The 25,787-nt window shown below is 63.7% G+C and carries 19 protein-coding genes; 17 read left to right on the top strand and 2 right to left on the bottom strand.

Annotated elements, in window-relative coordinates:
- The first annotated feature begins 89 nt into the window (after positions 1-89).
- From GM655_RS02450 to GM655_RS02370, 17 genes are all read left to right on the top strand, one after another.
- Entirely contained in the window at positions 90-1,973 is a 1,884-nt protein-coding gene (locus GM655_RS02450; RefSeq protein ID WP_371866691.1) for a CHASE2 domain-containing protein, read from the top strand.
- Positions 1,970-3,199 (top strand): tetratricopeptide repeat protein, encoded by a 1,230-nt coding sequence (locus GM655_RS02445; RefSeq protein WP_155433029.1) that lies wholly within the window; start codon positions 1,970-1,972, stop codon positions 3,197-3,199. The genes GM655_RS02450 and GM655_RS02445 overlap by 4 nt, the downstream gene beginning before the upstream one ends.
- Before the next feature lie 47 nt (positions 3,200-3,246).
- Positions 3,247-3,972, top strand: a complete 726-nt coding sequence (locus tag GM655_RS02440) for a Crp/Fnr family transcriptional regulator (protein ID WP_229632341.1) — start codon at positions 3,247-3,249, stop codon at positions 3,970-3,972.
- A 156-nt stretch (positions 3,973-4,128) separates the two neighbouring features.
- Positions 4,129-4,929: an ABC transporter permease gene (locus GM655_RS02435; RefSeq protein WP_155433028.1), complete on the top strand. Its 801-nt coding sequence runs from the start codon at positions 4,129-4,131 to the stop codon at positions 4,927-4,929.
- Positions 4,929-6,152 (top strand): ABC transporter ATP-binding protein, encoded by a 1,224-nt coding sequence (locus tag GM655_RS02430; protein WP_155433027.1) that lies wholly within the window; start codon positions 4,929-4,931, stop codon positions 6,150-6,152. Before GM655_RS02435 ends, GM655_RS02430 begins: the two co-directional genes overlap by 1 nt.
- Positions 6,149-7,576: an FkbM family methyltransferase gene (locus GM655_RS02425; protein ID WP_155433026.1), complete on the top strand. Its 1,428-nt coding sequence runs from the start codon at positions 6,149-6,151 to the stop codon at positions 7,574-7,576. The genes GM655_RS02430 and GM655_RS02425 overlap by 4 nt, the downstream gene beginning before the upstream one ends.
- Positions 7,577-7,578: 2 nt before the next feature.
- Positions 7,579-11,862 carry a glycosyltransferase gene (locus GM655_RS02420; protein ID WP_155433025.1) on the top strand — a complete coding sequence of 1,428 codons (4,284 nt, stop codon included), beginning with the start codon at positions 7,579-7,581 and terminating at the stop codon, positions 11,860-11,862.
- A gap of 21 nt (positions 11,863-11,883) precedes the next feature.
- Entirely contained in the window at positions 11,884-12,891 is a 1,008-nt protein-coding gene (locus tag GM655_RS02415) for a glycosyltransferase family 2 protein (protein WP_155433024.1), read from the top strand.
- Positions 12,884-13,252 (top strand): GtrA family protein, encoded by a 369-nt coding sequence (locus tag GM655_RS02410; protein ID WP_155433023.1) that lies wholly within the window; start codon positions 12,884-12,886, stop codon positions 13,250-13,252. Before GM655_RS02415 ends, GM655_RS02410 begins: the two co-directional genes overlap by 8 nt.
- Positions 13,249-14,103, top strand: a complete 855-nt coding sequence (locus GM655_RS02405; protein ID WP_371866690.1) for a GNAT family N-acetyltransferase — start codon at positions 13,249-13,251, stop codon at positions 14,101-14,103. Before GM655_RS02410 ends, GM655_RS02405 begins: the two co-directional genes overlap by 4 nt.
- Complete coding sequence (locus GM655_RS02400) at positions 14,093-14,851, top strand: PIG-L deacetylase family protein (protein ID WP_155433021.1); 759 nt, start codon at positions 14,093-14,095, stop codon at positions 14,849-14,851. Before GM655_RS02405 ends, GM655_RS02400 begins: the two co-directional genes overlap by 11 nt.
- Before the next feature lie 82 nt (positions 14,852-14,933).
- Positions 14,934-17,027 (top strand): DUF7024 domain-containing protein, encoded by a 2,094-nt coding sequence (locus GM655_RS02395; protein ID WP_155433020.1) that lies wholly within the window; start codon positions 14,934-14,936, stop codon positions 17,025-17,027.
- Between the two features lie 30 nt (positions 17,028-17,057).
- Positions 17,058-17,744: an NAD-dependent epimerase/dehydratase family protein gene (locus GM655_RS02390; RefSeq protein WP_155433019.1), complete on the top strand. Its 687-nt coding sequence runs from the start codon at positions 17,058-17,060 to the stop codon at positions 17,742-17,744.
- Positions 17,734-18,696, top strand: coding sequence for a glycosyltransferase family 2 protein (locus GM655_RS02385; protein ID WP_155433018.1), 963 nt, complete (start codon positions 17,734-17,736; stop codon positions 18,694-18,696). Before GM655_RS02390 ends, GM655_RS02385 begins: the two co-directional genes overlap by 11 nt.
- Positions 18,693-19,079, top strand: coding sequence for a GtrA family protein (locus GM655_RS02380; RefSeq protein ID WP_155433017.1), 387 nt, complete (start codon positions 18,693-18,695; stop codon positions 19,077-19,079). The genes GM655_RS02385 and GM655_RS02380 overlap by 4 nt, the downstream gene beginning before the upstream one ends.
- Positions 19,080-19,088: 9 nt before the next feature.
- Positions 19,089-20,441 carry an NAD(P)/FAD-dependent oxidoreductase gene (locus GM655_RS02375; RefSeq protein ID WP_229632340.1) on the top strand — a complete coding sequence of 451 codons (1,353 nt, stop codon included), beginning with the start codon at positions 19,089-19,091 and terminating at the stop codon, positions 20,439-20,441.
- A gap of 2 nt (positions 20,442-20,443) precedes the next feature.
- Positions 20,444-22,387, top strand: coding sequence for a DUF7024 domain-containing protein (locus GM655_RS02370; RefSeq protein WP_155433016.1), 1,944 nt, complete (start codon positions 20,444-20,446; stop codon positions 22,385-22,387).
- Between the two features lie 51 nt (positions 22,388-22,438).
- Here GM655_RS02370 and GM655_RS02365 read toward each other — a convergent pair whose 3' ends face one another.
- Both GM655_RS02365 and GM655_RS02360 read right to left on the bottom strand, forming a co-directional pair.
- Positions 22,439-24,442: an acyltransferase family protein gene (locus tag GM655_RS02365; protein ID WP_155433015.1), complete on the bottom strand. Its 2,004-nt coding sequence runs from the start codon at positions 24,440-24,442 to the stop codon at positions 22,439-22,441.
- A gap of 100 nt (positions 24,443-24,542) precedes the next feature.
- A complete protein-coding gene (locus GM655_RS02360) occupies positions 24,543-25,736 on the bottom strand; it encodes an alkaline phosphatase family protein (RefSeq protein WP_155433014.1) in 1,194 nt (397 codons plus the stop codon).
- Between the last annotated feature and the right edge of the window lie 51 nt (positions 25,737-25,787).

The raw sequence follows: 25,787 nt of genomic DNA, 5'->3' as shown, positions 1-25,787 counted from the left end.
TGCGGCCAAGCATGTTAGTGTGACGACTAGGCGCTATACTGCTACACTCTTTTATTTCAACATTTATAATATTAATAATCTTGAATGATGTGCTGAATACTGCGATCTGGCGCGTGCCGGCAACGGCCATCCGCAAGCTGATCGCTGTGGTGGCGCTGGCACTAGCGTTGGGCGCGCAGTGGCTCACGCCCACCGGCAACTCCCTGTTCGCCGATGAATGGCTGCGCGACGTCTACGTGCGCTGGCAGGCCGTCAGCACGCCCGACAGCCGCATACTGGTGGTCGACATTGATGAAGCCAGCATGGCCGAACTGGGTCCCTGGCCGTGGACGCGCGCGCGCCTGGCCGACCTGGTCGAAACTCTGCTCACCACCTATGGCGCGCGCGGCGTAGCGCTCGACATCGTATTCCCCAGTACTGCCGATGCCGAAGGCGATACCCGCCTCGCACTGCTCGCGCGTCACGGTCCGGTCGTGTTTGCCCAGGCACTCGATTACAGCGCCAGCCGTCCTGTGCCGCTGCGCCAAGGGCAACTCGCGGGCGGCCAGCCGGACACTGGCCACACGCCCGCCATCACAGCCACCGGCTATATCGCCAACCAGCCGGCCTGGGCAGACCTGACCAAAGTGGGCAACATCGGTTTCATTCCCGATCAGGACGGTGCCTTGCGCCGGGTACCCTTGTGGAGCCGCTTCGACGGCCAGCTCTATCCGGCCCTCAGTCTGGCCCTGCTGCAATGCTGCGCAACGCCAGCAGCGGGCAGCCTGCGCGGTGCGGCGGCCTACCGTGTTTCCTACCAGCGCGACTGGAGCGCCTACACGGTGGTCAGTGCGGCCGATATCCTGGCCGGACGCATCGATCCTGCCAGCGCCAGCACGCGACTGGTGCTGGTTGGCTCATCGTCGCTGGGCCTGGGCGACCGCGTCGCCACCCCGCTAGCGCCGAACCGCCCGGGCCTGGGCGTACAGGCGGCCATGCTCTCGACGCTGCTGGACCAGCAGCAAGGGCTGGCGCCGGCCCCATGGAATGGCCGCCTGATCGGCAGCCTGTACGCACTGATCAGCGTACTCGGGGTCAGTTATGCATTGCCGCGCCTGTCGGCCACGCTGAGCGTAGGCTTGCTGGCCGTGCTGTCGGGCGGTTGGCTGGTGAGCGCCTATATATTAGTGCCCCACGACGGCAATTTTTCCACGACCGCCCCGCTGGTGGCCAATGCCTTCCTGCTGGCCATCGCCGTGCCCTACCAGTGGCAGATCACCCAGCGCAATTCGCGCCACCTGCTCGACACGCTGCGCCAGTACGTGGCGCCTGCCGTGGTCGAGCAATTACTGCGCAGCGATCTGGCTGACCCGCTCGCGCCGCGCCAGCTCGACGTTACCACGCTAATTGCCGACATGGAGGGTTACACCACCCAGGTCGAGGCCTTGCCTGTCAGCGAAGCAGCCGAGCTCACGCGCGCCTTCCTCGAATGTCTGACTGGCCCCGTGATTGCTCAGGGTGGTACACTAGATAAATACACCGGCGATGGCCTGGTTGCCTTCTGGGGTGCGCCCTTGCCCAACCCCGATCATGCCGATCTGGCATTGGAAGCGGCAGCCGCCATCGTGGCACGGGTGCAGGCGCTGAGCGCGCGCCGCGTCGCGGCCGGCTATGCGCCGCTGCGGGTACGCATAGGCATCGATAGCGGCCCTGCTTTTGCGGGCGACTTCGGTACCAGTTTCCGCAGCATATACACGGCCGTCGGTGATAGCGTCAACACTGCGGCCCGGCTGGAACAGGCGGCACGCGATCTGCCGCATGACATCATTATTGGCGCTGGTACTGTCAGCCGCTCACACCGCCACGAATTTCTGCGGCTGGGCGAACGTTTGTTACGCGGCAAGGAAAAACCCACTATTTTGTACACCGTAGTTGCACCAATGATCGTATCCAACCCGACGTCGCAGCGTGCGACAACTGAAAGCAGCACGTGAAGCGGCCGCTATTTCTGGCCCTGGCTGCCACCCTGTTGTGCAGCCCGCACGTGCGCGCCGCGACCGAGGAAAATCCGGCCCCCGACCCTCAGGCACTCTACCGCGACGCCCTGCAATCGATCGCCGAAGGGCGTCAGAACGATGCCGCCGATACGCTGCAGCGCGTGATCGACCAGGAGCCGCTGCATGCCGGTGCCTGGCTGGATCTGGCCCTGATTCAATGCGGCCTGGGCCATACGGCCGAAGCCGAGCGCCTGTTTACCATCATCGAGCAGCGCTTTGCGCCGCCGGATGGCATCATGCAGCTAATTACCGACGCGCGCCAGCACGGCTGCAATAGCTGGACCGCACAAAGCCAGTACAGCCTGAGCGTAGGGCGCGGCATAGACCAGAACGTCAATCAGGGCAGCCGAGCCAACTATGGCACGCTGATGGGAGCAGAAACCCAATTCGATCTGGCGCCCGAATTCCGCCCCAAGCATGACCAGTTCAGCGTGGTGTCGGCCGACTATATGCGCGATCTGAGCGCCAACGGCAGCTTCGGCTATGCCCAGTTCCAGAGCCGGCGCAATGATCATCTCCATCAGTACGACAGCGATTCGCTGTTTGCCGGTGCCGAAATGCCCTGGCGCTGGCGCAACTGGAGTGTCAAGGCGAATGCCATGGTGGGCGTCATCACGCTGGGCGGCCAGTACTACCAGCGCCAGTTCCAGACCCAGTTGCGGCTGGGGCCACCGCAAATCCTGCCATATAGCGTGCAGTTCAACCTGCTCGGCAGCCTGACGCGTGTCGAATACATGACGCTCGATAATTTCGATGCGACCACGGGCGAACTGCGTGCCCAGTTGAGCCGGCGTGGCGAGAGCAGTATCGTCAGTGCCAACTTCGGCATCCTCGATGACCGCGCCGACAGTGCCCGTCCGGGCGGCAATCGCCATGGCCTGGCTGCCAGCGCACAATGGCGCCAGCGCCTGCCGCGCGGCATCACAACCGAACTGGGCTATAGCTGGCAAAGCTGGCACAGCGCCAGCCCGTATGCACCCGGGGTGATCGATGTGGTCAGAAGGCAGTACAACCACAGCCTGCGCGCGGCCATCAGCTACCCGCTCAGCAAACAGACTGCGCTGCTGCTGGAAGCCCGCGCCGTGCACAATCAGGAAAATGTGCCCATCTTTCAGTACAATGGACGCCTGTTACAATTAAGCTGGCAATGGCAGGGGCCGTAATCTGTCCTGTGTCCCGCCCTGCGTCTTTTTCCTGATAAACACTCTGCATGAAGCCTAACAGTACCCCAGCCAACGCGGCACCAGCGGCTAGCGAAGAACGCAATATTCAGGTCCACCTGCGCAAGATTCCTTTGCTGTCCGAACTGTCGGACGAAGAAATCCTGCGCATCAAGCCTGAATTCCGTATTCGCCACTACGCCAAGCGCGATCTGGTACTGCATAAGGGTGGCGCCGGCGACGGCTTGCTGTTCCTGCTGGCCGGCCAGTTACAGGTGATCGATGTGACGGAAGACGGCCGCGCCATCGGCCTGCGCATGCTCGCGCCGGGCGACTTCTTCGGCGAAATTGCGCTGATTAACAATTCCACCCGCTCCGCCTCGGTGGTCGCCACTACCGACGTGCTGGTGGCATTTCTGCCTGCGCCCGTGGCGCTGCACCTGTTTTCCCACTCGCCGTCGGTGGCCAAGCAGATGCTGCAATACCTGGCGCAGAAAATCCAGCGTGATTCGGAGTTCCGCGCCCTGCTCAGCATCAATAACACGGCCAAGCGGATTTTCTCGTTCATCATTCTGATGCAAAAGAAAAACCCGGAAGGCAATGTGGTGGAAAACTTGCCAACCCATCAAGATATTGCCAATATGATCAATACCAGCCGGGAAACCGTGACGCGCGCGCTGCTCACGCTGACCCAGCAAGGCATCGTCCAGAAAGAACCCCACCGGCTCGTCATCAAGGACCCGGAAGCGCTGCAAAAGCTGGTGCAAGGCGAGTAAAAGCGGCGTGACAACGCCACTGTGACAAGCTGTAACATGTTACTTACATAACAAGGCATACGCTATAATCGCCGACTCTCCACTACTCCGGCGGCACCGCCCGTACATGATGATCGCAGCTTGCTCCCCTTCCCGCCACCGCTACGGGCAGCCCCTATGATGTCCAGAGCCATGCTTCAAGGCCTGTGGCGCTACCGCGGCTTTGTGTTGGGCAGCGTCAAGCGCGAATTCCAGTCCAAATACCGCAACACCATACTCGGCGCCGCCTGGACCGTATTAAATCCGCTGGCCATGATACTGGTCTACACGCTGATCTTTTCCCAGGTCATGCGCAGCCGCCTGCCCGGCGACAGCAGCCAGTTCGGCTACAGCATCTACCTGTGCGCGGGCATACTGACCTGGGGCCTGTTTGCGGAAATCACCACGCGGGCCCAGAACGTATTCGTGGAACAGGCCAACTTGCTCAAGAAAATCAGTTTCCCGCGGATTTGCCTGCCCATCATCGTGGTGCTCAACGCGCTGGTGAATTTCGCCATCATCTTTGCGCTGTTCACGCTATTCCTGCTAGCCAGCGGCCAGTTCCCCGGCCTGGTCTTCCTGTGCATCCTGCCTTTGCTGGTGCTGCAAATTGCACTGGCCATTGGTCTCGGCATGGTGCTCGGCGTACTCAATGTGTTCTTCCGCGATGTCGGCCAGTTCTTCCAGATCTTCATACAGTTCTGGTTCTGGTTCACGCCCATCGTCTATCCGACCAGCATCCTGCCGCCCGGCGTGCAGGACTGGCTGGTGTGGAATCCCATGGCAGCCGTGATCCAGGCCTACCAGGCCATCTTGTTCAGCGCCAGCATGCCGGTCTGGGCCGATTTACTGCCGGCCGCCGTGCTGGCCCTAGTACTGTGCGTGCTCGGCATGCAACTGTTCCGCAAGCGGGCAGGCGAAATGGTGGATGAACTCTGATGGGCGCTATAACTGTCAAACAACTGGGCAAGGCCTATAAACTGTATCCCAACCGCTGGTCGCGCCTGCGCGAATGGCTGCTGCCGTGGCGCGGCGCGCGCCATCAGCTCAAATGGATATTGCAGGATGTGAGTTTTCATGTGGCGCCGGGCGAGGCCGTCGGCCTGATCGGCATCAATGGCGCGGGCAAGAGTACCCTGCTCAAGCTGATCACGGGCACCACCCAGCCCAGCACGGGACTGGTGTACATGGAAGGCCGCGTGGCCGCCCTGCTGGAACTGGGCATGGGTTTCCATCCTGATTTCACGGGGCGCCAGAATGTCTATATGGCAGGCCAGTTGATAGGCCTGACGGTCGATGAAATCAGCGCGCTGATGCCCGATATCGAAGCGTTCGCCGAAATTGGCGACTACCTCGACCAGCCTGTGCGCGTGTATTCGAGCGGCATGCAGATGCGCGTCGCGTTTGCGGTGGCCACGGCACGCCGGCCCGACATTCTGATCGTCGACGAAGCCCTGTCGGTGGGCGATACCTATTTCCAGCACAAGAGCTTTGAACGGATCCGCCAGTACCGCCAGGCCGGCACCACTTTGCTGCTGGTGTCGCACGATAAGCAGGCCATCCAGTCGGTCTGCGATCGCGCCATCCTGCTCGATGGCGGCCGGCTCGCGCGCGAAGGCAAGCCGGAAGAAATCATGGACTACTACAACGCCATGATCGCCGAGCGGGAAAACTCCACGCTGCGCCTGAACCAGCGCGACGATGGCAAGCTGCAGGTGGTTTCCGGCACCGGCGAAGCCACGGTAGCAGCCATCGCATTGCTGGATGAAACCGGTCAGGCCGTGGAAGTGGTGGATGTGGGCCAGCAGGTCACGCTCAGCGTGACCGTGGCCGTGCATGCGCCTATCCCGCGCATGGTGCTCGGCTATATGATCAAGGACAGGCTGGGCCAGCCCATGTATGGCACCAACACCCACCTCAAGGAATTGCCGCTGGAAGACATGCAGCCGGGCCAGCAGGTGACTTACCGCTTCAGCTTCGCCGCCAACCTCGGTGCGGGCAGTTACTCGGTGGCCACCGCCATCGTCAGCACGGCCACCCATCTGGTGAACAACTACGAATGGCGCGATCTGGCCTTGGTATTTACCGTGGTAAATATGCAGCGTCCCCATTTTGAAGGTTCGGCCTGGCTGGACCCTAGCATCGAGATTACTCGCTCATGAGCTTTATTTCCTTTGCCCAGAACTATGAAGACGTGCTGCTGTGGCGCGTTCTGCAGCACGTGCCGCAAGGCTTTTATATCGACGTCGGCGCCAATGATCCGGAACTGCATTCCGTGACCAAGGCGTTTTACGACCATGGCTGGCACGGTATCAATATCGAGCCCATGCCCTCCTATGGTCCCACTTTCCAGGCCCAGCGCCCGCGGGATATCAATCTGAATGCGGCGGCCGGCGCCAGCAGTGGCAGCATCACGCTGTACGACATCCCCGCCATCAATGGCTGGGCCTCTACCGATGCGGCCGTGGCTGCGCGCCACCGCGCGCACGGCCATCAGGTGGTGGAACATCAGGTTCCGCTGCTGACGCTGGCCGACATCTGCCGCCAGCATGTGCAAGGTCCGGTCCACTTCCTCAAAATCGACGTGGAAGGTTTCGAGGCCGATGTATTGCGCGGCATGGACTTCGAACTATGCCGGCCATGGATAGTGGTGGTGGAAGCCATCATGCCCAACAGCCAGGACAGCAACCACGAGCAATGGGAAGCGCTGATTACCGCGCACCGCTACCAGTTCGCCTGGTTTGACGGCTTGAACCGCTACTACGTGGCCGACGAACAGCAGGCCCTGCTCGCGCCACTGCAATGCCAGCCCAATGTGTTCGACGACTACCTGAGCCACCATCTGGACAAGGCCTGGCAGCGCGGCAAAGCGCTCGACCAGCAACTGGCCCAGACCACCAAACAGGCGCAGGCAGCCGACCAGCGTAGCCAGCAGTTGAAACAGGACGTCGAACGCAGCCAGCAGCAGAACAATCAGCTAGAACAGCAATTGCATCAGGCTGCCGAACAGGCTCAGGCTCGCGCCCAGGAACTTGAGCATGCCTTGGACTATGGCGCCCAATTAGAACTGGAAGTCCGCCGACGCGACCAGCTGCTGTCGGAATGCCAACGTCAACTGGAACAACTGGCGAGTCAGGCGCAGCACGATCTGCAACAGGCCGCCAGCCGCGCCCAAGCACTAGAACAGAACCTGCATCAGAGCGCCGCCTGGGGCAGCGATTTGGAGCGACGCCTGCTGGCCGTGTATGCGAGCAGCTCCTGGCGCATTACTGCGCCGCTGCGCTGGCTGCTGCGACGCGGCGAACACAGCCTGCCTCAGCAAGCCCGGCGCGCGGCGCTGGATGCCCTGCGCCGCAGCGTGCGCTGGCTGACCAGCCGCGAACTGCTGCGCCGTGCCTTGCTGCCCCTGCTGCTGCGCTCGCCCCGTCTGAATGCGCTGGTGAGCCGCAGCCTGCTCGTCATCAAGCAGGGCGGCGGCCCCGCGGCAGGTGCGGCCGATGTGCCCCATCTACTGCGCGAATTACCATGTTCTGCACGTAAAGTACTGGCCGACCTGCAACAGGCCCACCACACTCATACTGAATAACCATGCGTCTAGTCATCGACCTACAAGCCTGCCAGAACGGTGCGGCCACTGCCCCGGCGGCCATCTTCAGCCTGGTGCAAGCGCTGCTGCGCGATCCCGAGCACAGCGTGCAGGTGGTGTATGCCAGCCAGCCGCAAGACAGCATCGATGCGCTGCGGCTGGCGCTGGACGGCCTGCTGCCCGCCCAGCATCTGATACCGTACGACACCCCGACCGGCGCAGGCTGGAGCCACCATGCTGCCAGCGTGATACGGGCCGGCTTTCTGGCCAGCCTGAATCCTGATGTGGTACTCGTGCCTGGCCTGTTCGACCAGCCCTGCGAGCTGGCCGTCTTCGGCTGCGAAGCCAACAGCTTGCGGCTGGCCTACACGCGCGCCGAGCCGCTTAGCGCAGCCGCCAAGCTGTCCGACCGTGCACACCAGGCGCTGCAACGCGCAGCTTGCGTCTACACGCTGCCAGCAACCGTGCACGATGATGCTGCCGCCGTCGCCGCAAGCCTGATGCAGCAACTGCAGGCCTGCTGCGATCAGCGCCGCACGGCCACGGCGCCAGCCGGCCGTCCTGCGCTGGCCTATATCTCGCCGCTGCCGCCGCAAAAGTCCGGCATCGCCGACTACAGCGTGGAACTGATAGAACAACTACAAGCCCACTATGACATCACGCTCGTGGTGGCCAGCGCCAACCAGGCCGAGATCGCCGCCACCGAACTAGGCCAGCGCCTGCCGCTGCTCAACGAACAGCAGTTCGCCGCCGTGGCGGCCGGCTTCCAGCGCCGCCTCTACCACTTCGGCAATTCCAATGCCCACCAGTATATGTTCGGCCTGCTGCAGCGCTTCCCCGGCATGGTGGTCCTGCACGATTTCTTCCTCAGCGGCGTGATCGACAACATGGAGCGCGACGGCGTGCAGCCGCTGGCCTATGTGCGCGCGCTATACCATGCGCACGGCTACACGGGTTTGCTGGCCCAGCGTGAACTGGGCCACAATCCTTCCATCTGGGCCATGCCGGCCAACAAGGAAGTACTCGATCAGGCGGCCGGCGTGATCGTCCATGCTGAATTCTCGCGCGTGCTGGCCGACCAGTGGTACGGCCCCGGCACGGCACAGCACTGGCGCGTGCTGCCGCTGCTGCGCGGCATGCCGCACCAGCATACGCCGGCCCACGCGCGCCAGCTCGCGCGCCAGCAACTGGGCCTGGCCGACGATGAATTCCTGGTGTGCAGCTTCGGCATGCTGGGCCCGACCAAACTCAATCACCGCCTGCTGGCCGCCTTCGGCGCGAGTAGCCTGGCCCAGCAAGCGCGCTGCCGCCTGGTCTTCGTGGGCGAAAATGAAGGCGGCCGCTACGGCCTGGAACTGAGCCAGCAGATTGCTGCCCAGCAGGCGGCCGGCGCTGCCCGTATCAGCATTACCGGATTCGTCAGTGCCGAGGCTTACCAGCACTATCTGGCAGCCAGCGATATCGCCGTGCAACTACGCACCAGCACGCGCGGCGAAACCTCGGCTTCGGTGCTGGACTGCCTGCTGCATGGCATCCCCACCATCATCAACGCGCATGGCGCGGCCGCCAGCCTGCCCGAGCAGGTTCTCGTCAAGCTGCCCGACCTGTTCGAAGACGCGGCCTTGGGCGCCGCTCTGGACCAGCTCTACCAGGACCCGCAGCAGCGCGCCAAGCTGGCCACGGCCGCGCGCGAATTCGTCCGCGTCGAGCACGCACCGGCCCTGGTCGGCCAGTTGTACCAGCAAGCCATCGAAGAACTGAGCCAGCGCAGCAGCATGGCCCATTACCAGCATCTGGTCGCCAATCTGGCCAGCATCAGCGCCCAGCCCGGAGCACAGGCGCCGCAGACGGCGCAACTGATCAGCGCGGCCGCGGCGATCGCAGCCAACCAGCCGGCACAAACACCACGCCAGTTGCTGGTGGATATATCCGCGCTCGTGCAGATCGACCACAAGACCGGCATCCAGCGCGTGGTACGCAGCATTTTGCTGGCCCTGATCAAGCAGCCGCCAGCCGGCTACCGGGTCGAGCCCGTGTATGGCGAAGGCGGCAACCGCAGCTACCGCTATGCGCGCAGCTTCACCAGCGCCATGCTGGGCGTACACTCGCCGCAACTCGAAGATGCGCCTATCGAAAGCCGCCCCGGTGACCTGTTCCTGGGCCTGGATCTGGCCTCCAACAGCACCACCCAGAACCAGCCACAACTGCTGGCACTGCGCCGCCGCGGCGTCGCCGTATGGTTTGTGGTGTACGACCTGCTGCCCGTGTTGCGCCCCGAATGCTTTGTGTTCGGTGCCGAAAAATACTACCGCGACTATCTCGACACCATCACTTACGTGGCCGATGGCATCGTCACCATTTCACGCTCGGTGGCGGACGAGCTGGCCACCTGGCTGGCCCAGCAGCCGAACCGGCGTCACGCACCGCTGCAGCTCAGCTACTTCCACCTGGGTGCCGACCTGCAGGCCAGCGCCCCCAGCACGGGCCTGCCGCCGAATGCCGAGCAAGTGCTGGCCGCCGTTCAGCAAGCCCCCACCCTGCTGCTGGTGGGTACGCTCGAGCCGCGCAAAGGCCAGGCCCAGGCTCTGGCCGCCTGCGAATTGCTATGGCAACAAGGCGTGGCCGTCAATCTGGTCATCGTCGGCAAGAACGGCTGGCTGGTCGACGACCTCGCCAAACGACTGGAGCAGCATGCGCAACGCGGGCAGCGCCTGTTCTGGCTGGCCGGCGTGTCCGACCAGATGCTGGAACAGCTCTACCAGCACTGTGCTGCGCTGCTGGCGCCGTCCGAGGGCGAAGGCTTCGGTCTGCCGCTGATCGAAGCGGCCCAGCACCAGTTGCCCATCATCGCACGCGGCATTCCCGTGTTCCGCGAAGTCGCCGGCCCACATGCTTATTATTTCGACGGCAAGCAGCCGCAGGATCTGGCCGACGCCATCGCCCACTGGCTGCAGTTGCACGCCCAGGGTCAGGCACCGCAGTCTAGCGCCATGCCATGGCTGAGCTGGGCAGAGAGCGCCCAGCAGCTCATGCAGGCCACCGTGTACGGCCAGCGCTATACCAGCGTGGCTGCAAATGGGATAGCGCCGCAGCTACTGGTCGACGTTTCAGCGATCGCACGCGAAGATCTGAAGACTGGCATCCAGCGCGTGGTGCGGGCCCAACTGGCCGAACTGCTGGCCCAGCACCAGCCGCGCTTCCAGGTGCTGCCGGTGTACCTGAGCGACGAAGGCGGACGCTGGCACTACCGCTACGGGCGCTGCTATCTGCACACGCTGGCCGGTACCGACAGCTATGGCGTGGTGGATGACGAAGTCCAGGTGCGCGCCGGCGACGTGTTCTACAGTCCGGATTTCTATCCGGGTGCCGTGACGGAAGCGGCCCGCACGGGCCTGTACCAGCGCTGGCGCCATGCCGGTGTCAGCGTCAATTTCCTGATCCACGACTTGCTGCCCGTGCTGCGTCCCGAATTCTTCCCGTCCCACGTCGACGACGTGTTCGAGCAGTGGCTGCACAGCGTCAGCAGCAATGCCGACCGCCTGCTGTGTATCAGCGGCGCAGTGGCCGACGAAACCCGCGACTGGCTGCGCCAGCACGCGCCTCAGCGCGCACTGCCGCAGTTCGCCGTGCTGCATCACGGTGCCGACATTGCTGCTTCAGTGCCCAGCACGGGTCTGCCTGCCGATGCCGCTGCGGTACTGGCCGACATCCAGTCCGTGCCCAGCTTCCTGATGGTGGGCACCATCGAACCGCGCAAAGGCCATTTGCAGGCGCTCGACGCGTTCGAGCAGCTATGGGCCGCCGGTGTCGACATCCGCCTGGTGATCGTCGGCGGCGAAGGCTGGAAGGGTTTGCCCGAAGCGCAGCGCCGCACCATTCCGGCCATCATGGCGCGCCTGCGCCAGCATCCCGAACTGGGACGCCGTCTGCACTGGCTGCAAGGCATCAGCGACGAATACCTGGAACGGGTCTATCAGGATTGCGCCTGCCTGCTGTTCCCGAGCGAAGGCGAAGGCTTCGGCCTGCCGCTGATCGAAGCGGCACGCCACGACATGCCGCTGCTGACGCGCGATATACCCGTGTTCCGCGAAATCGCCGGTGAGCACGCCCAGTATTTCAACGGCAATACGGGAGCCGCGCTGGCCGACGCGCTGCGCGAGTGGCTGCGCCGCCACGCCGACGGACTAACCATCGCCTCGCACGGCATGCCCTGGCATACCTGGGCCGACAACGCCCGCCAGCTAACCCACATCCTGTTCGGCGCCGACACCAACGGCCAGCCCTAACTGAACCTGCAAGATCACACCATGTCCAACACTCACGCCCGTATTGCTGTCGTCATCCCCAGCTACAAAGTAACCCGCCACATACTCGGGGTGATTGCGGCCATCGGGCCGGAGGTGGAGCGCATCTACGTGGTCGATGACCGCTGTCCCGATCAATCGGGCCAGTTCGTGCGCAACCAGTGCCAGGACAGCCGCGTGGTGGTGCTGGAAAACCCTGTCAATCTGGGCGTGGGCGGCGCCGTCATGACCGGCTACCGCGCCGCCATCGAGCATGGCATGGACATCATCGTCAAGATCGATGGCGATGGCCAGATGGACCCGGCACTGATCGCCGACTTCGTCGGCCCTATTCTGGCCGGCGAAGCGGATTACACCAAAGGCAACCGCTTCTACGATCTGGAACAGATAGGCGCGATGCCACCGGTACGCCTGTTCGGCAACGCCATGCTGTCGCTGCTGACCAAACTGTCCTCGGGCTACTGGCATCTGTTCGACCCCACCAACGGCTATACGGCGATCCATGCGGAAGCAGCGCGCCACCTGCCGTTCGAAAAAATCAGCCAGCGCTATTTCTTTGAAACCGACATGCTGTTCCGTCTGAATACCCTGCATGCGGTGGTGGCCGACGTGCCCATGGACGCCGTCTACGGCGATGAAGTGAGCAACCTGAAGGTCTCCAAAATCATTACGGAATTCCTGGCCAAGCACGCGCGCAACTTCTTCAAGCGGCTGTTCTACAACTACTATCTGCGCAATATGTCGCTGGCATCGATCGAGCTACCACTGGGTCTGCTGATGATATTTTCCGGCCTCGGCTACGGCATCTGGCATTGGGCCGATTCGGCCCGCGCCGGCGTCGGCACCCCGGCCGGTACCGTCATGCTGGCCGCCCTGCCACTGCTGATGGGGCTGCAACTGGTGCTGGCCTTCCTGGCCTACGATATTGCCAGCGTGCCGCGCCAGCCGCTGCAGCGCAAGCTGTTCCGCCGCCGCGCCCGTCCGGCGCCGGCCAGTGTGTCCCATGAGTGAACCGCGCCGCCAGTTTGGCGTTTTCGTGCTGGGCGGCCTGCTGTGCGCCGCGCTCGATGTGGGGCTGATGCAACTGCTGCTGTGGCAGGGCAGTAAGGCTTTGCTGGCCACCTCTTGCGGCTTTCTGGCCGGTCTGCTGTTAAATTATGCGTTTCACGCACGCGTGACGTTTGGCCAGCTCGCATCCGGTGCCAGCTTCCTGCGTTTCTTGTGCGTCGTAGCGATCAATTACACGATAACGGTGGCGCTGGTCAGCCTGGCCATCGCCCTTGGTCTCCCGCCACTGGCCGGCAAAGTCGTCTCGCTGCCCGTGGTGGCTGTTAATGGTTTCCTGCTCAGCAAGCATTGGATCTTCAAGTGATTACATACGCCAACGTCGAAACCACGCCTGCCGCCTTAGCGCGCTATCGCGAATTATTTCTGGCCTGCTTCCCGGCCGGTGCCGCCGACCGTTTCACGGCCGACTATCTGGACTGGCTATACCGCGCCAATCCCGACGGGCGCGTGGTGGGCTTCGACGCCTGGGATGGCGACACGCTGGCCGCGCACTATGTGTGCCTGCCGGCGCAGGCCCGCTTTGAAGGCCAGCTGATCCGCGTGCTGCTATCGCTGAACACTGCCACCCATCCGAACTACCAGGGCCAGGGCCTGTTCAGCCAGCTCGCCCACATGTGCTATGACGCGGCCACCGCGCTCGGCTACGACGCCGTGTATGGCGTGGCAAACGCCAACAGTACGCCTGGTTTTATCCGCAAGCTGGGCTTCCAGCTAGTGCGCCCGCTGGAAGCGCGCATCGGCCTCGGGCCCTTGCTGCGCCGTCCCAGCACACGCACGCCATCGTTCGAGCGCTACTGGAGCGCAGCAGCGCTGGCCTGGCGCTGCGCCAATCCCAACAACCCGGTGCGGCGCCATGCGTCCGGCCAGGGCTGGCAATTCTTTGCGCCCTCGCTGAGCCCGCTGTTGCCCGCCATAGCCCAGCTCGACCATGCCGCCGAACTGCCACAAATCGCCCGCGTGGCCTGGCCATCGCCGGCGCGCCTGTTCATCGGTCTGGTGCCGGATGCAGAGCGCGCATACTGGAACTATGCCAGCATTCCGCAGCGCTTGCGGCCTTCGCCTTTGAACCTGATCTTCAAGCCGCTGTCCGCACGCGTAAGCCGGCTGGACCCGGCCCGCATCCGTTTCAGCTTCCTCGATTTCGATGCCTACTGACAGCGCACTCTTTCTGTTCGCCCACCAGGACGACGAATACGGCGTCTACGCCGCTATTGCCGATTGCGTGCAGCGCGGACTCAGTGTGCGCTGCGCCTATTTCACTTGCGCTGCCGGCACGCTGGCGGCACAGCGCAATGCCGAATCGCTGGCCGTGCTGGCGCGGCTGGGCGTCGCACCGCAAGCCGTCAGCTTTGCGGGCGATACGCTGGGCATCGCCGATGCGAGCCTGCCCCAGCACCTGGGCGCAGCCGCACACTGGCTAGCACAGTGGCTAGATCAGGCCGGCACGATCGATAGCCTGTACGTCACCGCGTGGGAAGGCGGCCACCACGACCACGATGCGCTGCATGCGCTGGCCTGCAGCGTGGCGGCGCAGCGCGGCCTGCTGGGACGGCTAAAGCAGTACGCGCTATACAACGCCGATGGCTGTCCCGCACCGTGGTTCCGCGTGCTGTCCCCGCTGCCACAGAATGGCCCCGTGCAGCGCAGCCGCCTGCCATGGCGCCAGCGCTGGCAGCACCTGCGCCTGTGCCTGATGTACCCGTCCCAGCGCCGCACCTGGCTGGGTCTGTTTCCTTTCGTGCTGCTGCACTATCTGCTGCGCGGACAGCAGCAGTTGCAGGCCGTGGCGCTGGAACGCCTGCAGCAGCGCCCCCATGACGGCCCACTGTACTACGAAAACCGGCGCTTCTACCGCTGGGAGCAATTGCAGCAAGACCTGGCGCAGTGGCGCGCGCAGTCCTGAGCGCAGGCCGGACTAAACGCCGCTGGGGAAGTGAATTATTCCCTTCGGAAATTAGTTTATAAATAATATTGGTATAATAAAAATGAACCGAACCAACTCTCGCTCGTATATGTCCATCTTGCGCCCTGCCTCGGCGGCCAACACTCCTATCGCGCCCGTGCTCGCGGCGCTGTCCCTGCTGGTGCTGTTCGTGCTGATCTGGCGCAACCAGGCAGCCTACCCGCTGATCTTCATGGATGAATGGAGCTACAGCAGCTTTGCCCGCCTGCAGCCGCTGGCCCAGGCCAGCGTCCCCTCGTATCTGTACCTGGCATTGTTCGGACTCAGCAGCGCCTGCGGTGACGCCTTCCTGCAGTGCACCCGCATCGGCAATGCGCTGCTGGTGGTCGCTGCCGTACCGTTTCTCTACCTCACCGGGCGGCGCTATTGCAGTGCCCCGCTGGCCGCCACGCTGGCCCTCTTGGCCGTGCTGGCACCGTTTAACAGCTACACCGTGTACTTCATGCCGGAAGCCACGTATTTCTTCGGCTTCAGCGTACTTAGCTGGGCTGTGCTGGCTCGCCATGGTCAATGGCCGGACCTGGCCGTGGCCGCGCTGGGCGGCGCGCTGCTGGGCGCCCTGAGCCTGGTGAAAGTCCATGCACTCTTCCTTACCCCGGCCCTGCTGGCGTTCATCTGGTACTGTGGCTGGCGCCGCACGGGCTGGCGCGCCCTGCCATTGCTGCTGCCGGCCAGCACCGTCATCACTGTGGCCTGTTTGCTGGCAGTAAAACTCACGCTAGGCTATCTGCTGGCCGGTCCTGCCGGCCTGAGCTTGCTGGGCAGTTTCTATGGCGGCCATGCGAACAATAGTTCCGGCCTGGCCCACCTGCTGCCGGTCCTGGCTGCCGCCTGGCAAAGCCTGCAAGGCCATGTGCTGGGGCTGATTCTGATGTACGCCGTCCCAGTGGCCGCGCTACTCACGCTGGCCTGCAGCCGCCAGCAACGCCAGGCCGTGCCGGGCGCGGCCAAACTCAGCCTGTACACGGTGCTGATGCTGGGCGCCGCGCTGGCCATGACGGTCGCGTACACGGGCTCGATCGCCAGTGCCGCGCCCGGCGAAGGCGAGCGCATGCACTTGCGCTACTACGATTTCGTGTTCCCGCTGATCCTGCTCAGCAGCGCTGGTCTGCTGGCCGTACCCGACACACGCCGCGCCGTGCGCCTGGCCTGGGCAGTGCCGCTGGCACTCGGCCTACTGCTCGCGCAACTGTGGCTGCCCGCCCACTTCCACCCATCCTTCATCGATGGCCCGGAACTGAGCCTGCCCATGCGCTGGCTAGGCTGGCTGCAACTGCCGCTGCTGGCCATGTGGGTCTGGCGTCCGCGTCAGGCGCTGCTGGGCTTTCTGCTGGTACTCACCCCGCTCACTTGCGTGGTGGGCGAACTACAGACCCGCAACATCCTGAGCCGGGCCGAACAGCCTAGTCCGTATGATCTGGCAGGACGTTATGCGCATCAGACCTTGAGCCCGCAACAACGGGCCAGTCTCAGCATCGCCGGCGCTGAAGTACCGGGTATCTACCGCGCCATGTTCCATGTCGATCAGGCCGATGTCGGCATGGTGCGCTTGCAACCGGGCGCCCCGCTCGAACTGACCCAGGCGCCCGGCGACAGCGACTGGCTGCTGGTGGTGGGCGAGCACGCCATCCCGCCCCAGCTCAGCGTGTTCGGCCAGGGCCCCGGCTATACTTTGCTACGCCTGCCCGCACGCAGCAAGCTGCTGCGCAGCCTCAATTTCAACCAGCCGGATCGCGCCATCCTGGCCAGCGCGAGCGGCCTGTGCGACGCCGAACACTGGGGTAGTTGGACCCAGGGCAAACAGCTCGACCTGCAGTTCACCGAAGCGCTACCGCAACGTCTGACCATCCAGCTACGCGGCCATGCTTATGGCCCGAATATCGGCGCGCCCGTGGTGGCACGCGTGGGCAATCAGGAACGTACGTTCCGCTTCAATGCCGGCGATAGCGAACAGGATGTGACGCTGCAATTCGACACGGACGGCCAGCAGCGCAGCTTGCACCTGACCATCCCCCACCCCACCACGCCCGCCTCTGTGAGCCAAGGCAACGACTCGCGTGCGCTGGGCCTGGGCCTGATTAACCTGCGCATTGCGGAACGCCCTGCCAGCCCCTGAACCCTCTCTACGCTCACTGACCCATCCTAAATGATTATTGGCAACGGACTCCTGGCGCAAGCATGCGCCCCCCATTTCCGCACCCGCAACGACGTCCTGGTGTTCGCTTCCGGCGTCTCGAATTCGCGCGAAACCCGTGCCGAAGAATATGCGCGCGAACAGGCCATGCTGGAAGAAGCCCTCAGACTCGGGCTGTTCACCGTGTATTTCAGTAGCTGCTCGGTACACGATGCAGAACTGGCCCATACGCCCTACGTGCGGCACAAGCGTGCGATGGAAGCGCTGATTACGGCACGTAACCGGCAGATGGCCATCATCCGCCTGCCGCAGGTGGTAGGCAGCACGCCCAATCCCTACACGCTGACCAACTACCTCAACGAACAGATCACCGAAGCCAAACCATTCCAGCTCTGGCTGCGCGCCTGGCGCAATCTGATCGACGTGGAAGACGTGGCCGCCATCGTCGCCCAGCTGATCGACCACCACTGGGCCGATGGCGTGATCACCAACGTGGCCTGCCCGTTCTCCGTGCCCGTGCCCGAACTCGTGCATACTTTCGAACAGGTGCTGGGCCGACGCGCCCAGTACACCGAAGTCGATGCAGGTGACCATTACCAGCTCGACGTGGAACTGTCGATGGCGGCCGCGCGTGCCATCGGTCTGGAATTCGGCCCTGATTACATCATTAACCTGATCCGCAAATACTATGGCCACTGAAACCTCCCTCGCCCTGTCGCTGGTGATACCCGTGTACGGCAGCGAACTGGTGCTGCCTGAACTGGTGAGCCGCCTGCAGGACACGCTAGACAGCCTGCCCGCCATCCGCGGCAGCTACGAAGCCATCTTCGTGTGCGACTGTTCGCCCGACCGCAGTTGGCAAGTGCTGACCGAACTCTCGGCCCAGTACCCGTGGGTGCGCGGCATCCACCTGCGCATGAACGCCGGCCAGCACAATGCCATCATGGCCGGCCTGGCACGTGCGCGCGGCGCCGTCATCGTCACCATGGACGACGACCTGCAGCATGCGCCGTCCGACATCCCTACCCTGCTGGCCGAACTCGATAAAGGGCGCGACGTGGTCTACGCCAGCTTCGCCCAGCGCCAGCACGCGGCATGGAAGCTGCTGGGCAGCCGCCTCAATGACAAGGTCGCCAGCTATCTGATGAAAAAGCCCAAAGGCCTGTACCTGTCGCCGTTCCGCGCCATGCGCGCCAGCATTGCGCGCGATGTGCTGCGCTACCACGGTCCGTATGTGTATGTGGATGGCCTGATCCTGTCGGCCACGCGCAATATCGGCAGCGTGACGGTGGCGCACCATACGCGCTTTGCCGGCGACAGCGGCTACAGCCTGAAAAAATCCATCTCGCTGTGGCTCAAAATGGCCACCAGCTTTTCCATCGTGCCGCTGCGTCTGACCTCGTTCGCCGGCATGGCCATGGCGGGGCTGGGCTTTGTGCTGGCCGTCCTGCTGATCATCCAGAAATTCACGCTGGACCGCATGCCTATCGGCTGGTCTTCGCTGATCGTGACGGTCTTGATCATCGGCGGCGTGCAACTGGTGGCACTGGGCATGCTCGGCGAATACCTGGGCCGCGTGCTGCTCACCCTGAACGGCCGGCCCCAGTATGTGATCGGCGCCACGGTCGGCCTGCCGGAGGAGCAAGCATGATGCAGTTTCTGCTTTACTGCCTGTGCGGCGGGCTCGGTGTATCGAGCGACTATCTGGTCTACCACCTCAGCATTGGCCATGGCATGTGGTACCAGGCCGCCAATGTGCTTGGCTATCTGACGGGCACGCTGCTCAGCTTCACGCTCAACCGCATCATCACCTTCCGCCAGCGCGACCGCGTGCTGCAGCGCCTGACCCTGTTCCTCGGCGTAGCCACGGTCGGCTATACGGCATCAGCCGTGCTACTGTGGCTGCTGGTACAGCAGGCTGGCCTCGATGCCCGTCTGGCCAAGCTGCTCACGCTGCCGATGGTGGTGGTGCTGCAGTTTGCCCTGAACCGCCGCTTTACTTTCCAGAGCGCGCAAGCCGCGCCTGCCAACTGATATTGTTCCATGACTGCTAATCTGAATAACACTCCCGACTACGACGTCGCCATCGTCGGCGCAGGTTTCACCGGCCTCAGTGCCGCCCTCGATCTGGCCCGCGCCGGCCAGCGCGTGCTGGTGCTCGACGGCGACAGCGGCCCGGGCGGCCTGGCCGGCACCTTCCAGTTCCGCGATGGCGTGACCATCGAAAAGTTCTACCACCACTGGTTCGACAACGATAGCTATGTGCCGCAACTGGTGCGCGAACTGGGGCTGGAAGGCGAGATCCAGATCATGCCGTCCAAGACCGGCATGTATTTCAATGGCCGCCACTGGCGGTTGTCTACGCCGCTCGACCTGCTGCGCTTCAAACCGCTCTCGCTGATCGACCGCATCCGTCTCGGCCTGCTGGTGCTGCGCGTGCGCAGCGTCAAGGACTGGCGCGCGATCGAACACCTGACGATCCGCGAATGGCTGGAACCCCTGTGCGGCAAAAACGTCTACCGCATCGTGTGGCAGCCGCTGATCGAAAACAAGTTCGGCATTTTTGCCGATGCCATCAACGCCGTGTGGATGTGGAAGAAGCTGGTACTGCGCGGCAGTACGCGCGATGCCAAGGGCGGCGAACAACTGGCCTATTTCAAGGGCGGTTTCGGCCGGCTGGCGCAGGCCATGGCCGATGAAATCACCCGCCTCGGTGGCCGCGTACAGTACGGTACTCCTGTCAGTAGCCTGGAGCTGACGGCCGACGGCCAGCAGGTGCAGGCCGTGCAGACGGCACAGGGCCGCTACACGGCGCGTGAATTCCTGTTTACGCCTGCGCTGCCCATCATTGCCGATATTTTCCAGAGCAGCGCCAAGGCCGACTGGCTGGCCAGCCTGCGCCGCGTGAAGTATCTGGCCAATGCCTGTCTGGTGCTGCAACTGGACCGCAGCCTGTCCGATACCTACTGGCTCAACGTCAACGATCCGGGCTTCCCCTTCGTCGGCGTGATCGAGCATACCAACTTCGATAGTCCGGCCAACTACGACGGCAAGCACATCGTCTTCCTGTCGCGCTATCTGGCCAAGGAAGACCCGCTGTGGGCCATGGACGATGCAGCCTATCTGGACTTCGCCCTGAGCCATCTGCAGCGCATGTTCCCGGCCATGCAGCGCGACTGGATCCGCGACTACCAGATCTGGCGCGCCGACTATGCGCAGCCGGTCACGGAACGCAATTACTCGTCGTATGTGCCGGCCGCGCAGACACCGTTTGCCAATGCCCGCATCAGCACCATGGCGCAGATCTATCCGGAAGACCGCGGCACCAACTACGCCATCCGCGAAGGCCGCGCTGCCGCGCAGGCGCTGCTGGCACGGCTGGGCGGAAAGCACTGATCATGGCGGGCCATGCCGACCACGCGCGCAGCCAGAACAGCCTGCGCCCATGGATGCTGCTCCTGCTGGTACTGGCCCTGCTGCCACTGGTACTCAGAGGGATGGATGCCCTGTATGCCTACACCACCGATCTGGGCCACCACTACGCCTTGACGGCCAGGCTGTATCAGGACTGGTCGCTAGCGCCCGGCATCGATCGCAGTCTGGGCGAGATGAATATCTACCCGCGCGGCTCGCACCAGCTAGCTGCATTGCTGGGCAAGCTGCTCGGCTCACCGCTGGCTGGCATGCAACTGCTGGCCGGGCTGTCGATCGCCCTCATCTGGGCCACGCTGAGCGCCGTGCTGCTGGCGCTGCCGCTGCGTGCCCGCTGGTGCTGCGCGCTGCTGCTGGCCGCGCTCGCGCTGGCCAATCGCGCCAGCCTGCAACTGTTCGTGCATGCGAGTGAAATCAGCGGCTACTATTTTTACGCCCAGCTGGTAGGCCATGCCGGCGCGCTGCTGGTACTGCTGGCCGCGCTGTTACTGGAACGGCGCGGTGCGCGCGCGTGGTGCCGCCACCTGTTCATCATTGCCGGCATCGCCGTAGTGGCACTGGTGCACTTGCTGCCCGCCTCCGAATTACTGGGCCTGCTCGGTGCCAGCCTGCTGTTCGATCTATGCCAGCGCCGTCCCACGCTGCGCCAGCTCGGCGCCAGCGCAGCGCTGGCCGTGCTTGGTGCGCTGGTGTTCATCAAGCACCCCAGCTATATCGCCATGAAAGAAATCGCCGCCAACAATGGCGTGCTCGATCTGGTCTATATTCCCAACATGAAAAGTATGGCCGTGCTGGCACTGGCCGTGCTGGTGCTGGCCGCACTGCTGGCATGGCGCTGGCGCAGCCTCGCGCACACCGCGCCTGCGCAGGGCCGTCAGGCGCTGGGGCTCAAGTATCTGGCCCTGTACGGTGTGGCCGTCAGCGGCATGTGCGTGCTGCAGTTGATCGCCCTGCAGCTCGGACAGGGTTCCGAATATGCCGTCAAAAAGCACATCTTCGCGCTCGACACGGCCTTGCTGCTGCTGCTCGCACTGCTGCCCATGCTGCGCCACTGGAATAGCGCGCCGCACGCCAGCCGCAGCGAACGCGCGGCCGCACAGCTGCTGTTGCTGCCGGCACTGGCCGCCCTGTGCTGCTATGCCGTGCAACCGCAGGGACCGAAACGCGATGCATCCGATCTGGTCCAGCTCGAGCACCAGCTCACGCTGCGGCGCGACCTGCTGCTGGCCGATACGCCGGCGCGCAATGTCTACGTCCTGCAGATGACGCACAGCGACACCTATCTCGATTATATGTACAGTCTGGGCATCTTCCGCACCAGCCGTGAAGCCGCGTTTGAAATGCTGGCACCACTGGGCGAAGCCAAGCTCGATGGCGTAGTACTGACTGGCCAGAACTCGACCCTGAGCAAACTGAGCCAGTGTGCACTGCCCGGCTCCAGCAAGGCCTTCCCCATGCTGGAAGCACGCTGCGTAACACGCGAACTGGTAGCAGCCCAGCCAGTGATCGAACTCGGTAGCCTAGCCTTGCCGCCACCTTGCACGCTACGTGGCTTCAGCTTTGCCGAACCCTCGGGGCGCTGGAGCGAACAGGCCAGCGCCAGCATCCAGTGCCCGCTACCGCAGCTAAACGGTCAGCGGCCACGCAGTCTCACGCTGCACGCATCCGCGTTTGTGCAACAAGACCGGCGCCAGCGCGTGCAGCTACGCGTGAATGGCGGCGCCGTGCAGGAATTTGTCTTTGACGCCGCCCATGCGCAGCAGCAGCTCACGCTGCCACTAGCGGCCGACCAGCGCAGCGAGGTGGAACTGAGCTTCACCCTGCCCGATGCAAAGTCGCCGCATACGCTGGGCCTCGGCGAAGATCAGCGCCTATTGGGCATGATGTTGGCCAAGCTGGAATTCCGCTAGCAAGCGGCTGTCACGGCGGGCCTGCCGGTCCGCCGCACAGCGCGCCGGCGATTAAGGCGCCAGCCCCAGTTGACGTGCGTAAGTGCTGGCCACGTACAGGTCACCGTCGTAGCTCAGGTGATGGGTATCACGGTACATCAGCTTCCCGTCCAGCATCACATGGCAGCGGCTGGCGTCACATAGCGGCGCCGCCGTATCAAACACTTTCACTTGCGGCATGTCCTTGAGCAGGCGTGCCACGATGGCCGCATGGCCGGCCGTATTGCGTTCGAAGGTGGCACGCGGCAGCGTGCAATCCACGCCTGCCCCGACCAGCCTCATACCGGGGCGACCGATGCAGGAACGCGGTTCGAAGTCCAGCATGGGCACATCGTTCACCCACACCAGTTGCTTGCCGGCGGCACTGAAGCGCTCTAGCGTCGTGCGCAAGGCCTGCACCGTCGCCACGCCGTCGGGATTACCTTCATGCAGCTTGAGCGCGGTCGAGAAAATCACCGTCTTCACACTGGTCGTATTCAAAGCCAGTTCCAGCATGCGCGGGGTGGCCTGCTGATAGGGATCGTCGCCGGTGGGCAGGCCGATGAAGGGCACGCGCGTGCCCAGCATCAGCAGATTGCCGCCATGCTCGTGGTAATAGCGCGTCAGGCCAGCCACCAGATGGTAGGCATGGCTATCACCGATCAGCACCACCGTCGGCTCCTGCTTCACCTGATCGAGCAGGCAGTATTCATACTTGCTGGCGAAACCGTAACGGGCTTTGCAAGCTTCCGCATTGGCCACATCCTCCACCACGATCAGCGACTTCTGCAAGGCTGCATTGGCGACGATGCCGGAACGCTCGGGCAGGCCCGCATGGGTAGCCAGCCACAGGCCGGCCGCTGCCACCAGCGTCATCAGCCCGCTCAGCACGATGATCTTGCGCCGGCTATGGGCCGGTGCACGCACGCGCTGCTCGAGCACGCGGTAAGTCAGCCACGCCAGCAGCACTGCCAGCAGCACGGCAGCAGCACGGATCTGCCATGCCGGCTGAGCCGAGTGCAGGATGTGCGCGAACGAGAGCAGCGGCCAGTGCCACAGATAGAGCGGATAGCTGATCAGACCGACCCACACCAGCAGCGGCTGCGCCAGCACATAGCGATTGCACCAGGCCTGCGGACCGGCGGCGATCAGCAGCACGGCACCCGTGGTCGGTAACAGCGCCCACCAGCCGGGGAACGCGCGGTTACGGCTAATCAATATGAACCCTGCCAGCAGCAGGGCCATGCCCAGCACGCTATACAGATTGCGCCGCTGCGCACTGGGCGCGGGCGCTGGTGCCACGGCCGCCGTCGATCCCGCGCGCAGCAGTCCGGCCAGCGTCTGGCCGTGCAGCGTCAGATAAGCCAGCATGCTGCCCATCAGCAGTTCCCACACGCGGCTGGCCGGCGAATAGAAGGTCGCGCTCGGATAACGGTGCACCAGCGCCACATTCAGCAGGAAGGACAGGCCGCCCAGTACCAGTGCCCACAGCCACGCGCGCTGGCGCCAGCGCTGTGCCAGCATCAGCAGGATGGGCCAGAAAATATAGAACTGTTCTTCGATGCCGAGCGACCACAGATGCAGCAGCGGCTTGGTATCGGCCGCCGTGTCGAAGTAGCCTACTTCGCTCCACAGCAGCAGGTTGGACATAAAGCCCGCACCAGCGACCAGATGGCGCCCCAGCATGCGGAATTCATCGGCGAACAGCACCTGCCAGCCGGCCACCAAACAGCAGGCCATTACCAGCGCCAGCGCAGGGAAGATGCGCTTGATGCGGCGCCCGTAGAAGCGCGCAAAGCTGAAGCGCTGCTGGGCCATTTCGCCCATGATGATGCTGCCGATCAGGAAACCGGAAATGATGAAGAAAATATCGACGCCGATGAAGCCGCCCGGCAGCAAGCTCGGAAAAGCGTGGAACAGCACCACGGCCAGCACGGCAATCGCGCGCAGGCCATCGATATCGGGTCGGTAGGCCGGATGGGGCGGCGCAACGATGGGCGCCTCGACGGCGCTGGCGGACAGTGGTTCACGTTTCATGGCGACAGATACAGAGCGAAAAATCGCTCATTGTAAACCAGCCTGGACGGGCAAATGCCACAGAAAATTGCAAGAATTGTAAAAAGCTTCCGCCTTGCCGCTAGCGCAAGGCCGGCAGCCATGGTGTGAGCTGGCCATCGGTCGCCCGCGCCGGCAGCCCCAGCAGATGCATCAGCAGCGGATACACGTCGACGTTATCGAAGGCCGGCAGCAGCATGCCGCTGCGCAGTCCGGGCCCGGCCGCAATACACAGCGCCGCCATCTCGGGCGCAGCCGGATCGTAGCCGTGCCGGCCACCGTGGACTTTGGCGGCCTGCTCGGCACTGAAAACGATGCTCCAGCCCGGTTCGGCCAGACAGATCAGCGCCGGCACACGCACATGGCTGCCATACGCCAGCCGCGCCGGTATGTCCTGCTTGCGCCAGCACTGCATATGCGGCCACGGCTTGAGCAATGCTGCTTCCAGCTCGGCCTCCCGCCCCGCGCGCGGATCCAGCCCTGCATACGGACCGTCCACCACATGCGCGTAACTGCCTTCAGGCGCCAACTGGTCCAGGCGGATCACGCGCTGCGGACTGACGGCAGCCATGCCGTGATCTGCCACCACCACCAGATTGGCCTGTATGCCGCGCTGCTGCAGACCAGCCAGCAAGCGGCCTATGGCCTGATCGGCCCGCGCGATGGCGGCCGTGGTCTGCTCGGCCACCGGACCGTAATCGTGGCCGGCATGGTCAAGATGGCTGAAATACAGCGACAGGAAATCCCATTGCTGCTGCGGCTGGTCCAGCCAGGACAGCAGCAGATCGACCCGCTGCTCGGGCGTCATCTCATCGTCGTACGGTGGCGCCAGCGTGGGACGCACGCCCTGTATATCGGCTTCGCTGCCGGGCCAGAATACGGAGGCCGAACGCAGCCCGTGCTGTTCGGCCTTTACCCATGCGGGCACGCCCTGATCCCACCAGCGCCGGTCCAGCACAGCCTGTTTATCGCGGATCTGAAAGCGCCGTTCCGGGATAGCTGGATCAATGATGACATTGCCCACCAGCCCGTGGTGGTCGGGGCGCAAGCCCGTCACCAGCGTGTAGTGGTTGGGAAAAGTCAGCGAAGGGAAGGACGGCCGCATGGCCTGCGCACGCACGCCGCGCGCCGCCAGCGCCGTCAGATGCGGGGTCACGCCGCGCTCCAGATAATCGGCGCGAAAGCCATCGATCGAAATCAAAATCAGCGGCGCGGTGGGACGCGCCAGCACGGTCTGCGCCGCCAGCAGCAGGATCAGGGCAAATAGTTTCTTCATAGCCCGCTACCATAACACGACACTGTGACAAGACGGTAACGACTGCACGTC

Source organism: Pseudoduganella danionis (assembly GCF_009720775.1).
GTDB lineage: Bacteria > Pseudomonadota > Gammaproteobacteria > Burkholderiales > Burkholderiaceae_D > Rugamonas > Rugamonas danionis.
Note: the sequence above shows the minus strand (reverse complement) of the source record. Positions and strands in the feature narration are given on the sequence as shown.